The organism is Streptomyces sp. R11, assembly GCF_041051905.1.
Lineage (GTDB): Bacteria > Actinomycetota > Actinomycetes > Streptomycetales > Streptomycetaceae > Streptomyces.
In genome coordinates, this window is record NZ_CP163432.1 from 215620 (window position 1) to 228849 (window position 13230).

The 13230-nt window shown below is 68.2% G+C and carries 13 protein-coding genes and 1 pseudogene; 8 read left to right on the forward strand and 6 right to left on the reverse strand.

Annotation, left to right across the window (positions count from 1 at the left end):
• The first annotated feature begins 56 nt into the window (after window positions 1–56).
• The 4 genes from AB5J55_RS01110 to AB5J55_RS01125 all read left to right on the forward strand — a co-directional run bounded on the left by AB5J55_RS01110 (window position 57) and on the right by AB5J55_RS01125 (window position 3595).
• The gene (locus tag AB5J55_RS01110; RefSeq protein WP_369268804.1) at window positions 57–806 is read left to right on the forward strand and encodes a hypothetical protein; all 750 of its coding nucleotides are present in this window, start codon (window positions 57–59) and stop codon (window positions 804–806) included.
• 341 nt (window positions 807–1147) lie between these two features.
• Window positions 1148–1852 (forward strand): BTAD domain-containing putative transcriptional regulator, encoded by a 705-nt coding sequence (locus AB5J55_RS01115; protein ID WP_369268805.1) that lies wholly within the window; start codon window positions 1148–1150, stop codon window positions 1850–1852.
• 351 nt (window positions 1853–2203) lie between these two features.
• Window positions 2204–2887, forward strand: a complete 684-nt coding sequence (locus tag AB5J55_RS01120; protein WP_369268806.1) for a peptidoglycan DD-metalloendopeptidase family protein — start codon at window positions 2204–2206, stop codon at window positions 2885–2887.
• A 12-nt stretch (window positions 2888–2899) separates the two neighbouring features.
• Window positions 2900–3595, forward strand: a complete 696-nt coding sequence (locus AB5J55_RS01125; RefSeq protein ID WP_369268807.1) for a hypothetical protein — start codon at window positions 2900–2902, stop codon at window positions 3593–3595.
• Window positions 3596–3832: 237 nt separating this feature from the next.
• Here the strand turns inward: AB5J55_RS01125 and AB5J55_RS01130 are convergent, their stop codons facing one another.
• A complete protein-coding gene (locus AB5J55_RS01130) occupies window positions 3833–4516 on the reverse strand; it encodes a hypothetical protein (protein ID WP_369268808.1) in 684 nt (227 codons plus the stop codon).
• 57 nt (window positions 4517–4573) lie between these two features.
• Complete coding sequence (locus tag AB5J55_RS01135; protein ID WP_369268809.1) at window positions 4574–5122, reverse strand: YciI family protein; 549 nt, start codon at window positions 5120–5122, stop codon at window positions 4574–4576.
• A gap of 777 nt (window positions 5123–5899) precedes the next feature.
• Here AB5J55_RS01135 and AB5J55_RS01140 point away from each other — a divergent pair.
• Window positions 5900–6361 (forward strand): hypothetical protein, encoded by a 462-nt coding sequence (locus AB5J55_RS01140; RefSeq protein WP_369268810.1) that lies wholly within the window; start codon window positions 5900–5902, stop codon window positions 6359–6361.
• 819 nt (window positions 6362–7180) lie between these two features.
• Here AB5J55_RS01140 and AB5J55_RS01145 read toward each other — a convergent pair.
• Both AB5J55_RS01145 and AB5J55_RS01150 read right to left on the reverse strand, forming a co-directional pair.
• Complete coding sequence (locus AB5J55_RS01145; protein ID WP_369268811.1) at window positions 7181–7330, reverse strand: hypothetical protein; 150 nt, start codon at window positions 7328–7330, stop codon at window positions 7181–7183.
• 28 nt (window positions 7331–7358) lie between these two features.
• Window positions 7359–7574, reverse strand: a complete 216-nt coding sequence (locus AB5J55_RS01150) for a hypothetical protein (RefSeq protein ID WP_369268812.1) — start codon at window positions 7572–7574, stop codon at window positions 7359–7361.
• Between AB5J55_RS01150 and AB5J55_RS01155 the strand changes: the two are divergent.
• Together AB5J55_RS01155 and AB5J55_RS01160 are read left to right on the forward strand one after the other, a co-directional pair.
• A pseudogene (locus tag AB5J55_RS01155) lies at window positions 7474–7710 on the forward strand (GAF domain-containing protein); the annotation flags it as partial. The gene AB5J55_RS01150 and the pseudogene AB5J55_RS01155 sit on opposite strands and share 101 nt — an antisense overlap.
• Before the next feature lie 25 nt (window positions 7711–7735).
• Window positions 7736–7870 carry an ANTAR domain-containing protein gene (locus tag AB5J55_RS01160; protein WP_369276046.1) on the forward strand — a complete coding sequence of 45 codons (135 nt, stop codon included), beginning with the start codon at window positions 7736–7738 and terminating at the stop codon, window positions 7868–7870.
• 669 nt (window positions 7871–8539) lie between these two features.
• On the opposite strand, the gene AB5J55_RS01165 is transcribed toward AB5J55_RS01160, so the two are convergent.
• Both AB5J55_RS01165 and AB5J55_RS01170 read right to left on the reverse strand, forming a co-directional pair.
• The gene (locus AB5J55_RS01165; protein ID WP_369268813.1) at window positions 8540–10252 is read right to left on the reverse strand and encodes a SpoIIE family protein phosphatase; all 1713 of its coding nucleotides are present in this window, start codon (window positions 10250–10252) and stop codon (window positions 8540–8542) included.
• Between the two features lie 58 nt (window positions 10253–10310).
• Window positions 10311–10667 carry an STAS domain-containing protein gene (locus tag AB5J55_RS01170; RefSeq protein WP_369268814.1) on the reverse strand — a complete coding sequence of 119 codons (357 nt, stop codon included), beginning with the start codon at window positions 10665–10667 and terminating at the stop codon, window positions 10311–10313.
• 907 nt (window positions 10668–11574) lie between these two features.
• Here AB5J55_RS01170 and AB5J55_RS01175 point away from each other — a divergent pair.
• Window positions 11575–13215, forward strand: a complete 1641-nt coding sequence (locus AB5J55_RS01175; protein ID WP_369268815.1) for a GMC oxidoreductase — start codon at window positions 11575–11577, stop codon at window positions 13213–13215.
• Window positions 13216–13230: the final 15 nt, after the last annotated feature.

Here is a 13230-nt window from a genome sequence, read left to right on the forward strand (position 1 = left end):
CGCAGTGACGGCGCGAATGTCGGCGACGACGTCTCAGAACCGTGCGGGAGAACGCGATGGATCTGTTGCCGGTCGAGATCAAGGTGAACATTGAGGGTGGCGCCGCGGCGGCCCTGTCAGCCCTCGGCGCGTCGGGCCGGGCGATGACCATCCGTCGAATCTGGTTCGCCGAGGACCGCGACGGCATCGCCGAGGGGCGGGTGCCCCTACTGGACGACGGCGTGATCGTGCGTTTCAGGACCGGTGGCGGTTCGGACGACCTGACCGTCAAGTTGCGTCCCTGCCTGCGGGAGCAGCTCGTCGGCCGGTTCTCCGCTCCGTTCGAGGCGGATCCGCTCACCTACAAGATCGAGGAGGACTGGTCGGGGAGCAAACGTGTGCTGGCCGCCTCTCTGGTGCACGATCACAGGCCGGGAATGCTGTCGGCCGCGCTGGAGCCCGGGGGCGATCCGGCCGCGGCGATCGACGCCGTGCAGGATCAGTTCCTGCACGCGTGCAGCCCCGCCCTCCGGCGCGACGGGCTGGTCGCGCTGGGGCCAGTTCACTCGATGAAGTTCGACGACGTTCCGCTCGGTGACCTGGACGTGGACCTGGAAGCATGGTCGGTCGCCGGCCTCGACTTCTTGGAGGCGTCGATCCGGGTGAAGCCCAAGGACGAGGACGATGCCGAGGCGCTCAGGGCGCGGGCCGAACGCCGGCAGGGAAAGCTGAACGACGCGGTGCGGGAGCGTGGAGTGACGCCCTCCGAGCATCCCGACAGCAAGACCCAGCGCGTCCTCACCGCCTTGGCAGCGGCACACGTCTGAAAGCCCACAGCCAGGTCTTCGTGCCCTGGGCCTGTGAGCCATCGTGCCTGGGTTTCTCCCACCGTTGCGTTCTCCTACCTGCTGCAGAGGCAGTTCGCAATCCGTCCCCTCGGGCTTTGGTCAGGCCAGGGCCGAGCTTTGCTGCGCATGGAGCCGTTCGTCGCGAGGGTCAGCAAGAAAGCCCCTGCGCCGAAGTTGCACCGCTTGTTCGATCGACTCAAACTGATAACGGCGCGCCCTCCTGGAGCACGCCCCCTCCCGGAAGCGCACCGTACGAATACGCGCTGTAAAGCGCCGCACGCGAGGCGATCAATTTGGTGTCACCTCCCCCTCAGTTGCGCTTGCTCGGCCAGTTCCGGCTGGAATTCGGATCCGAGGCCGTGGAGCTGTGCCGCAACGGCCAACGGATGATGGCGTTCGTGGGGCTGCGAGGCCGGGTGTCGCGCACGGTCCTGGCCGGAACGCTCTGGCCGGAGGTGTCCGAAGAGCATGCCAGGGGCAGCCTCCGCACCACCCTGTGGAAGCTCCCCCGCGGCGAGCCGCCCCTGATTCGCTGTTGCGGCGACGACCTCGTCATCACGGCAACCGTGCGAGTGGACGTGCACACCCTCGCCGAAACAGCACTCAGCCTCATACAGGAATGCGACCCCCCGCTGAACGGCGGGCCGACCCTGGCAATGCTGTCGGGCGAGGACTTGCTGCCCGGCTGGGACGAGGACTGGGTGCTCCTGGAGCGCGAGCGTCTGCGTCAGTTGCGCCTGCACGCGCTGGACGCGCTCGCCGAGACGCTGACACGACAGGGAAGACCGGCACTGGCACTGGAGGCCGCGTGGGCGAGCGTCCGCAGCGAGCCGCTCCGCGAAAGCGCCCATCGAGCTGCCGTCTCGGCCCATCTCGCCGAAGGAAATCTCGCCGAGGCGGTACGTCACTACCACGCGTTTCGGCGCCTGTTGCACGAGGAGCTGGGCGTCGAGCCCTCCCCCGCGTTCGCCCGTATGCTCCGCCTCCGGGCGGGCACCGATGACGCCAGAATAACGCGGGGCTGACGGCGGTCCCGTAGCGTCGAATTGACCATCTTCCGCGCAGACGGAAGGGCACCGGTGTGACCGCCACAGCGCCCTCGAAGCGGTCGTGCGTCACGGTCGACGACATCGGCGCGGAAGGACACGGCCTGGCAGGCGGAGGTCGACCTGTCGGTGACGGGAGCCCTGAGATCAGCGGCGCCATCAGTGCCCCCGGTCCCAGGCCGGCCCCTCGCCGCCGTCCGGCCCTGGAGTCCGGATCAACGAGGTCGAACTGCCGACAGAGCCGACCCGCCCCCCGGCCAGAACGCGCGGATGCGGCTCTCCATGACCTCACCGCGACCCGCTGAGCACGTCGAGAGAAGGCGAATTCTCATGGTGGCCCTGTCCAAGGTCCAGTTCGGCAAACGGAACGAGGACGTACGCACCGTACAGAAAGCACTCATAGCCCGAGGCCGCAAGATCCCCGACGGCGCCACCGGCCTCTTCGGCCCCCAGACCAAGGCCGCCTATCGCGCCGAACAACTCGCCCAGGGCTTCAAAGGAGCCGACGCCGACGGCAACCCCGGTTGCACCTCCCTCACCACCCTCGGTCGCCACGCCGGCTTCAAGGTCAATTGCAAGGCCGCTCCCATCACCCCCCGTCACGGGAAACGAGTGCCGTCGCCCGTGCCCGGGCACAGAGTCACCTTCGCCTTCTACGAGCCCGGCCCGTACGCCTGGAAACCGGAGCGGGACGGGATCGGTCGACACACGGGCCAGGACTTCGCCGCCGATACCGGCACACCGGTGGTCGCCGTACGCAACGGCACCATCGCCTGGTCGAACAACGACGGCGGAGCATACGGGCAGTGGATCGGGCTCCGCGCCGACAACGGCCACATGTACACCTACTGCCACCTCTCACAACGGCAGGTGAGGACCGGCCAGAAGGTCAGCGCCGGAAAGCAGCTCGGACAGGTCGGCAGATCCGGCAACACCACTGGACCACATCTGCACTTCGAGATGTCCAAGAGCTCCACTTGGTCCTACGGCAATGTCGCCAAGCCCAGTTGGTGAAGGAGGCCGGTCATGACTCAGCACAATCCCCATTCCGTGCCGCTGGATCCGGGCGTGTTCGTGCCGGTCGGTGTCAGAGCCTGGCAGGACGGCTATGACGAGGCCATCAGCTCGCCACCGGACGTACCGCGCACTCCGCTGGTGCGCGACCCCGACTACGCGGGGGCCTGGGCGGACGGTGCCCTGGCAGGCAATGCCGACGGGCGGGCCGAGGGCTGGCGGTGGGCCTACTTCGAGGGAAAGGTTCGCCCTGAGCCCAAAGACGAGGCCATCGCCGGGTACGGACCACAGGACAGCGGCGAACCGGAGGGGACGACCTTCTCGTTCGCGCACTCCTGGCCGTGTGTCGGCGAGCGGCCACTGCTCGTGATGGTGGCGCAGTTCGCCCCTGGCGAGAGCGGCGGTGACGGTCTCACCGGCCGATCGCTCGCACAGGCCTGCGCGGACAAGGGCGTCCGGCAGTTGTACCTGCCGGTCAACCTGTCCTCCTCGCAGCCCACGAAGGAGCCGACCGGCGACGCGCTGCACGACGCGGGCTACTGGCACGGCACGGTGTCCGAGTCGCTGGAGGAGGCCGCACCCGAAGCGATCGCGCAGGTGACGGTCCGCGTCCCAAGCTTCGCGGGCCTCGTGCGGTACGCACCCGCGGCTGAACACAACTTCTTCGACCTGCTGCCGGTGGACGGGCTGCTTCCGCCGGAACGCTAGAGACGAAGCTCGGCGAAACTCCGGAGGGAACGACTCCACGAACCAACCGCATTCGGGGCGGTCTCGGAGGGATGGCCGAAATGACACTCCACCCTCTGTGTACATACACCGGGTCTGTCGGCATCAACACGAACAGCGACCACCACTTGAGGCCTGGAGGCGAACCACGGCCACGGCGGAACTCGCTTCCGAACGAGAATCAGACTACCTGTCACAACTCACCATGGCCGGGGCCCGCTACGCGAATCGCACCGAACTGCGCGAGGGGAACCAGTCCGTTCTCGAGTCACGTGGCGTGCTGTATGCGGACACCCCCGAGAGGGTCGAGAAGCGGCCGGCGCGCCTCGGTGCGGACTGAGCCGTGGCGCGGGCGATCGAGCGGACGCAGACGAAACCGGCCAGCAGCGCGGGAAGCACCCTGCAACCGCCCCGGAAGCCTTCACGAGTGACGCGCTGGGACTGGAGCGTCTGATCGGGCGCAACAATCTCACGTTCCTGGAGGAAGGTGTCCAGGTCTCGCGCTCGGTCGGCCGGATCACCATCAGCGGTCCCGGAGGTGGGCACGAAACCGGCTTCGCCCATCCGCAGCACATTGCCCACCGGCGCCTGCTGACGCCCCGCCAAGGCGCCGTCGACCACCAACTCCAGCATCCCGGTCGGGCGAGGGTGGGGGTCGGAGTCCAACTGGCCGGTACCGGTGAGTACCTCGAACTCCAATTCGCGCGCATCGGTGCGGAACACCAGCCGCACCCCCGAAGGCATCACGGTCACCCCGTAGACCGACGGGTCCTGGTACTGCTCCTTGGTCCACGCGGGCAATCGGCGCGGCATCACCCCTGCCGGTGTGGTCTCCAGGTCCAGCGCGCCCCGTACCTCCACCGGCCCGCCCACAAGCGGAAACGCCCGCAGCGCCACCGTCATCGCTCCTCTCCGGGTCAATGTGCTCCGGAGATGACATCGACCCGGTGCCTTCGTGGCTCATCGGCGCCCGCCGAACTCCCAGTCATGGACCTCGATGTCCGCGTACCGGTCCGGAGTCAGGACGGCTCGTGCCGTGTCCGGATCCGGGGCTCTGAGCAGCACCGCCGTACCCAGCCAGGTGTCACCGTCGTCGGACAGCAACGGCCCGTACGCGACCAGCTCGTCCCGGTCGAGCGGCAGGGCGAGGTCGGCGGCTGGGACCTCGCCGAGGCCGAGCACCAGGTACCGGTTGCCACCGGTCCGGCCACCGGGGAAATCCCACATGGTGCGCCCCAGCACGTTGCGCCACCGGCGCAGCAGCACGTCCCGGTACGCGCCGGCCTGGTAGTTGGGCTCGTCGAATGCGAACGCGCGGGCGGCGGCGGGATCGGGCAGGTCGACGATGTGCACGCTTCCCGTGGGTGTCTCACCATCATCGGCGAAGGTCGGGCCGCGAGCGATCAGCTCCTTCGCGTACCGGTCCATGTAGGACCAGTGCTCCTCCAGCAACTCCTCTCGTAACGCGAGGGAGCCGGGCCGATCACGGTGGTAGCAGAAGAACTCCATGCCCACAGACCCTTCCCCACCAAGGGCACCATCTCAACCGGCTTTTGGCCACGATGACCTCGCGCTTCAGACGAGCCAGCATTCCGTCAGACGGCGTAGCCATCACGGCCGCGCGCTCACAACCAAACGGCACGCGAACACGGCTGCTCTGCAGCCGAGTGACAGAAAAAGCGTCCGGCGCCGACATCCCCTAGTCGAGGACGACCCACAGCCGCCCAAAGATCACGCACCGGGCTTTGAAGCGGGCGCTGAGCAGTCGTAGCGGTGGGTGTACGGGGTGTCGGGGCGGTTGCGACAGATGAAGCAGTCCATGCCGCCGAGGTCGCCCATGGGCATGTCTTGCCCAAACGCGTCGAGGGCTGCGGGATCGGCCTCGGCCAGCCAGGGCGAGGTCGTGGTCCTGTCCTGGCTGGGGTCCCAGTCACCAGGGGAGCCACCGGCCCGTGCCCGGTTCGGTCGCGGTGACGCTGAACAGGTGTTCCATGCGGTGCCGCAGCCTGCGCAGTCGCGCCAGGCAGGAGGTGCCCGATCTTCTTGTGAGGGGCGCACCCAGCCCAGTCCGGCCATCCCTTCACCACGCCCTTCTGGTGGCTGGCTTAGGGCTGACTGGCTGACTGAACCATCCGTTGGAGTGGGATACCCGGTTGGGTCGGCCGGCGCGGCTTCCGTGGGGGCGAAGTGAGCCGTAAGGGCTGACCGAATTGCTGGGCGGCGTGTTCGCCTCGCTTGCAGCCCGCCAAGCTGCGTCGCATGTGACCACAAGGGACGGACAGGATCATGGAGATTCATCAAGACGGCCCGGACCCGGCCCACCGGCGCCCCGAAGGCGTCAGTGACGAGACTGTGGAAGCGCTCGGGGCGCTGTCCAAGGCTCTGGAGACCACCGAACGCGCCAGGGGCCACCTCTACAGCTTTCATCAGCTGACCGGCACCGCTGACTTCCAACTGGACCGAGCAGTTGAACTGCTGCGCCGAGCCGGCCATCCCGAGTGGGCCGACAGAGTGCAGTCGGAGATCCTGGGCCGAAACGTCATCCCGGGGCACTGGACCTTTCAGATCGTGGAGGCATACGACGTCACCTACCACCAGCCGTTCACGCTCCTGGAGCGTGAGGCCGTCGATCAGCTGGCCCAGGGCCGCAGCCACCTGTACGAGGCGGAAATGAAGGAGACACGACGCACCGTCGGCCATCCCCACCACACCGCCCGGCCTCCCAGCGGTCACAAACGCCTCGAATGAGCCCCGCACCCGCCGACATCAGAACCTCGCGTCTCTTGCGCGGCGGCCCATAAAGCGAGCGCTGGGGAGCCGTGCAACGGTGTCACTCCCGCCCGCCTACGCACCCGACTTGAACTCGCAGGAGGCATTTGGTCGCTGGTCAATACGTGACCTCGGCAAATTCGCCGCAGCCGACCTCGCCCAGATCACCCGGGCTATGAAGCGCAGACTCCAGCAGATCCAGTACCGGCCCGACCTGGTCGACGAATGTCTGGCCGGCACTGGCCTGACTGTGGGCACTGACCGACATGCCCCCGTGAGGTGAGAGGGTGTTCGATGGAAGTCCAAGCCTCCCGGCTGACAGGCTTTGACTGTGAGTCTCCAGCCCGACGACGTCTCCACTCCCCCCTGGCTGGGCATGCCGATCGACGCTGCCCGCTGCTCGCGCCAGAGCTGGCGTCGCTCCTCGACGTGCTAGCGCGGTCTGCGGCGCAAGGAGTGGAGCAGGGCCGCGGTCGCGGTCCCGGGCTGGACCGTGCATGACTGACCACTCTGTGGGCCGTCACTGATTCACCCGGCCTCCCCCAACGCGTGCCCGGGCTCACCGACGCGGCACAGCACGCCTGCCTCACCGTCCGCGTGGCCAACGACCTCGCCGGGACCGAACGCGACCACAGCGAAGACGCGATCAACGCCTTCAGCCTCGGCTTCTCCCGCCCCGACTCCAAACCAGGCTCGCGAGCGCGCTGCGGAGCCTGCGGGAGATCTGCCAGTCACTGATCGACGACGGGTACGCCCCCGCCACAGCCCTCAACAGGTTCACCACGGGACCGTACGGCTCTACCACCACCACGACACCAACCGCCCAGCCGCACCCACGCCACACCGGTCCGGGACCATCACGGGAACGACGTAGCCGAACAGCAGCCCGTCCATCCGGCCCTCCCAGAGGGTGTTCTCGCTCAGCGTCTCCGGGCGCGGCCGAGACACCGGCACGAGGGGGCACCCGGCCAGATTGTCATCCGTCTGCGATGTGACCGCGCGACGCGCGCGCAAAGCTGAGCTTGTCCAGGCGGAACGGGTAGCGGAGGGCAAAGGTGGACTGGGGTCGGTTCGCGCAGCAGATGGCGTCGATGGCACGGGACCTTCTGGCGCAGGATTCGGTGAATGCCACGTTGGAGCGGATCACCACGGCGGCCACCGAGCTGGTCGACGGCTGCGACGTGGCCGGCATCCTGGTTCTGCACGACCATACGGTGGAGACGCTCGCTCCCACCCACCAGCTGGTCATCGACAGCGATCAGCTGCAGCAGCGGCTGGGCGAAGGACCGTGCTTCGATGCCGCCCGCACCTCGCAAACAGGCCGTCACCACCCGCCACCTCATCGGCGAAGCCATGGGCATCCTCATCGGAGGCCACCTCCTCACCGAAGAACAGGCCTTCAACGTCCTGCGCCGCTACTCCCAGGAGAACAACGTCAAGCTCCGCGACGTCGCCCGCCGCGTCTGCGAAAAGGGCAGCCTCTCGTGACCCCGGCTGAGCGGCTCCCCCAGCACGTGGGCTGAACCAGAAGAGCCTGAGCCGAGCCAGTCCCCAGGGGAAAGCAGCTGAACGCGGCCTGCCTACCAAGTCCCCTGTCCCACCGGGCCCACACGTGCGCAGTCGGGCCGATTGCGGACAGGCGCTGAGCCACCACTCAGCACCGTATATTTGCAGGAGTAACGCTCCCGCCCACCCCTCCTTCACCTCGGGGCACATACACCCCACCTCAGCGCGTGCGTCAAGGGCTGGTCGGGTCCGGCGCAACAGGTCGAAGGTGTAGGGCATTGCCGGACGCTGCGGATAGCAGGAGCAACTTGATTCGGCGGGGCCGGGCCAGCGGGCCCGCTCGACGGTCCTCGCGATGATCAACAAGGGTGCGGGCCGATCCCAGGCAACTGGACCGCTGGCGGTCGTCAGCGACACGGGCCGGTCAGCGGCTGATCGCTGAGATCTGGTCGCGGTGGACGGGACGTATTGCGGCGTCGGGCCTCGTACGGGACCCGACGAGCGCCTGGTCGAAATCCCTACCGGCACCCGTGAGGCGATGGGACCGCACCAGGCGTGTGTACGGAATGGGGAACCGGGCGGGCTCGGGCGCGGTCCACGGATTTCGGCGCAGTTGGGCGTTCGGCTTCGGCTTCGCCGAGTGCCCGTTGCTCATTCCGGGTGGGTGGGGGTGCGGGCGGCGATGAGGGTGATGTCGTCGCGTGTGTCGCCGAGGTCGACGGCGAGTTCGGCGACGAGTTGGGGCAGGGGCAGACAGCGGCGGGTGGCGGCGTGGTGGCGCAGGCGGGTCATGCCGTTGTCGAGGGACTGGGTGCGGGATTCGACCAGGCCGTCTGTGTAGAGCAGCACGGTGGCGTCGGCCGGCAGGCGGGTGCGGGCGATGGGGCGCTCGGCGGTGGGGCGCAGGCCCAGGAGCATGGCGTGGCCGTCCGTGAGGTAGGTCGCGTGGCCGTCGGCGGTGATCAGCAGGGGTGGGGGGTGGCCGGCGACCGACCAGGTCATCTCCCAGGTCTTGTCCGGGGTGGGGTGCAGGCGGGCGAGAACGGCGGTGGCGGAGTCCGCGAGGGTGAGGCGGGCTTGCGCGGTGTCCAGGCGGCGCAGGATCTGTCCGGGGTGTTCTTCGGGGCGGTCGACGGCCAGGGCGCGAAGCATGTTGCGTAGTTCGCTCATGCGTGAGGCGGCCTGGATGTCATGCCCGGTGACGTCGCCGATGACCAGGGCGAGGTCGCCGTCGTCCAGGAGGAAGGCGTCGTACCAGTCTCCGCCGACTTCGGCCGCCCGCTGGGCGGGCCGGTAGTGGGCGGCAAGCTCCAGTCCCTCGACGGTGGGCAGGTCGGTGAGCAGGGCCCGCTGCAGGGTGGCGGCGATATCGGCCGTGGCGGCGTGCAGGCGGGTGTTGTCCAGGCTGAGCGCGGTGCGGCGGGCCACTTCCTCGGCCAGGACGCGGTCAGCCTCGTTGAAGGGCGGGCTGGCCGCCTCGCGGGTCAGGGTCAGGGCCCCGAACGTGGTGGCGCGCAGCCGGAGCGGGACGATCAGCGCCTCCTGGGCCTCCACCAGCGTGAACAGATCGGCTTCAGCCCTGTCGGCGGTCGGGGGGACCTTCAGGTTCTGGGTTCCCGCACCCTGCAACACCTGTGTGAGCGCCTGGGTGTGGGCGGGGTGGTCGGGCAGCGGTGCGGCGTCGTGCTGCGGATCGGGGAGGACGCCGGGAGCGTGGTGGGCACTGGCGGTCCGGTGGTGCGTGGGGCCGTCGGCCAGGTCGATGAGGGCGGTGTCCGCCAAGCGCGGAACCAGCAGCCGCACCAGGCGTTCCAGTGCTTCGTTCGCGTCCAGGGTGCTGACCATGGCCAGTGTCAGCTCGCTCAGCCAGGTGACCTCGGACAGGTCGTACTCGGCCTGCTCGCGCATGGTCTCGCTGTGTGCGTAGCGGTCCGCGCGGCGCCCGGCCCGTTCACGCTCGGCGGACACATCGTGGAAGACGACCACCGCTCCCGGCCCGTAACCCATCTCGGCGGGCAGCGGCGCCGCGGTCCACTGCACCTGCAAGGTGCCGCCGTCGGCGCGCAGCAGCACGGCCCGGTCTCCGCTGGCCTGCTTGCCCTGTGCGACGTCGGTGAGGATCGGGCGCTGAGCGGGCAGCCCGCTGCCTGCGCCTGCCGGCGGGTGCAGGGCACGGTGGGCATCGACGCCGATCAGCGTGCCCGGCGCATAGCCCAGCAGCCGCTCCGCCCACGGATTGCAGGCGATCACCCGTCCGGCGGCGTCCACCGCGTACACGCCGGCACCCGCCGCCTCGAACAAGGCGGCCATCAACTCCTCACTCGAGACGGCAGGGACGGCATCCGTCTCGGGAGAACTGTCCACGCCGCGTATTCTGCCCGCCCGCCCCGGAACAGCAGAAGACCGGCAGGTACCTGAAACATCAACGCCACGGTCCACGGCACGCCGCGGCGGCATCGGGGAACACTTCGACCGCCGTGTCCAGCCCCGTCAGTTCCAGCAGCCGCCGCACCTGGCAGCCAGGACCGGCCAGCCGCAGCCTGCCCCCTCGTGCCTCGGCACGGCGCATCCCGTACACCATCACACCCAGTCCGGCGGAGTCCATGAAGGTCACCTGATCCAGGTCCAGCACGATCCGCATCCGCCCTTCGCTGATCAACACAGCGAGGCTCTCCCGCAGGGCCGGAGCCAGGGCGAGAGCCACCTCGCCGGCCAGGACCACCACCGTCCAGCCCTCGCGGTCCTCAATCTGTCGTACGCCGGACATCGGAACCAGCACAGTGGTTCCTCCTCACCCTGGAATGCCCCGATCATCCCACCCGCCGGGCGCACCACCCACCGCTGCGGTTCCCTGCACGCAACGATTCTGAGGAACACCCCTGTGCTGGGGCGGGGGTTGGGGGCGCAAGGCCGCGCGGCGCTCTGCACTCGCCGCCCCAGGGCTGCCTCCTTTGATGACCGATGGGCGTCATCGCGGTCGGATATCGCGAGAGGGTTCCACAAGGCGATCAGCGGATCCGCGGTAGCGGCGATCAGGCCGTCCAGCAGCGTGTCTGCCCGGCGCTCGTCCGGCCCCACGGGCGCAGCAGCCTGTCGCCCAGGTCCAGCGTGCTACGGGCAGAAAGTCCGCGGGTCGGGAACTGCGGAGTGATGGCGGCCGGAGGTACTCATGACGCCCTTCCTGCCCGTTCAACGACGCCACGACGAGTCGAAGTGTGCGGCCGCGATCGCCTCCACCCCGGCCCCTCCGACCACCCCGACCACCCCGACCACCCGACCACCTCAGCCAAACGCACCTCCCTGCGCATCACGAAGCCTTCACGAAGAGACCCCAGCCACACCCTCCTGCAGCAGGCTATGAGGGTGCCGCCGCTGGCGTGGGCGCGCGGGAGCACCGGTCGGTGAGGGGCGCTCGGCCGGCCCAGGGTCCGAGCCTGGCAAGTCCTCGGCCCGGCCACCGCGATCGCCTCCTGCGTCGCGCTCGCCCGGTGAATTGAAATGGGATCAGTTTTGTCACGCCGTGGTCCGCGGGTTTGGATCGGTGCTGAAGAGGCGGGTGCGTTAACCGACTATTCCTGGTGCGGGAAACCCGAGGACAGTAGTCAAGTTACCCGTAGGTTTCTCGTGACTTGTTTCACGATTTTCAGTAGAACCCGTTTCTGTTACGTGAGAGAAAGGGGATCTACGTGGACTCCAAACCACTTGGAGCACTGGAGGGAAGAGGTCTCTCCCGTCGTCGCTTTATTGGTAGAACAGGTTCTATTTTTGGCGCCGCCGCTCTGGGCGCATTCGACCTGCCGGCCGCTGCCGCACTGCCTGAGGAGCCCGGCCTGATCGAGCCCGGTGCACAGGTCAGCGCACTCGTGATAGGCACCGGGTACGGAGGCTCCGTCACCGCGCTCCGGCTCGCCCAAGCCGGCATGGATGTGCACATGGTGGAAATGGGCATGGCTTGGGACACTCCGGGAACGGACGGCAAGGTCTTCGCCAACACCACCACCCCGGACTACCGGTCCTTCTGGCTTCGCACACGGACCAAGCAGCCCCTGAGCAACTTCCTCGGCTTCCCGCTCGACCGGGACGTGCCGCGATACACGGGCATCCTGGACGCCGAGGAAATGGGCGGCATCGTGGTGTATCAGGGGCGGGGTGTCGGGGGCGGCTCCCTCGTCAACGGCGGCATGGCAGTGACACCCGAGCGAAGCCGCTTCCCCGGAGTGCTCCCGTCGGTCGACGCCGATGAAATGTACGACGTCTATTACCCGCGGGCGAACAGCACCCTCGGCGTCACCACGATCGACCCGGCCTGGTTCGAGACGACCGAGGCCTACCAGTACGCACGCGTTGGCCGCAAACACGCCCAACGCTCCGGTTTCCGCTTCATGTTCGTCCCCAACGTCTACGACTGGGACTACATGAAGCAGGAGGCTGCGGGGTCGGTGACCAAGTCGGCGCTGGCCGGCGAGATCCTGTACGGCAACAACCACGGCAAGAAGTCGCTGCCCAAGACCTACCTCGCGCAGGCCCGCGCGACCGGGCGGGTCACCATCTCACCCCTGCACAGGGTCACCACGGTGACGCCCGCCGCCGGCGGCTACCTGGTGACCATGGAGCAACTCGACACGAGCGGAGCCGTCACCACCACCAAGACCGTGCGGGCGCAACGGGTGTTCTTCGCCGCGGGCAGCGTCGGCACCAGCAAGCTGCTGGTCCGTCTGAAGGCGACGGGTGCGCTGCCCGGGCTCAACAATGAGATCGGCAGCGGTTGGGGCGAGAACGGCAATGTGATGTGCGGCCGGGCCAACCATCTGTGGGACCCGACCGGGGCGCTCCAGTCGTCGATCCCGACGGCGGGCATCGACAACTGGGCTGCGGGGGGTGCGTTCGCCGAGGTGGCGCCGCTGCCGACCGGTATCGAGACCTGGGCGTCGTTCTACCTGTCGATCACGAACAATCCGCACCGCGGTCGGTTCAAGTGGAATGCGTCGGCGGGGAGGGTGGAGTTGGACTGGCAGACGGCGTGGAAGCAGCCGTCGATCACCATGGCGAAAACGATCTTCGACAAGATCAACGCCAAGGAAGGGACCATCTACCGCACGGACCTCTTCGGCGCGTACAAGATCTGGGGCGACCACCTCACGTACCACCCGCTCGGTGGGGCGGTTCTCGACAAGGCCACTGACAACTACGGCCGGCTGCACGGCCATCCGGGCCTGTACGTGATCGACGGTGCGCTGATTCCCGGCAACGTCAGCGTCAATCCCTTCGTCACCATCACCGCGCTCGCCGAGCGCAACATCGAGAAGATCATCGCCGAGGACTTCTGACCGCTACCGCGTCCC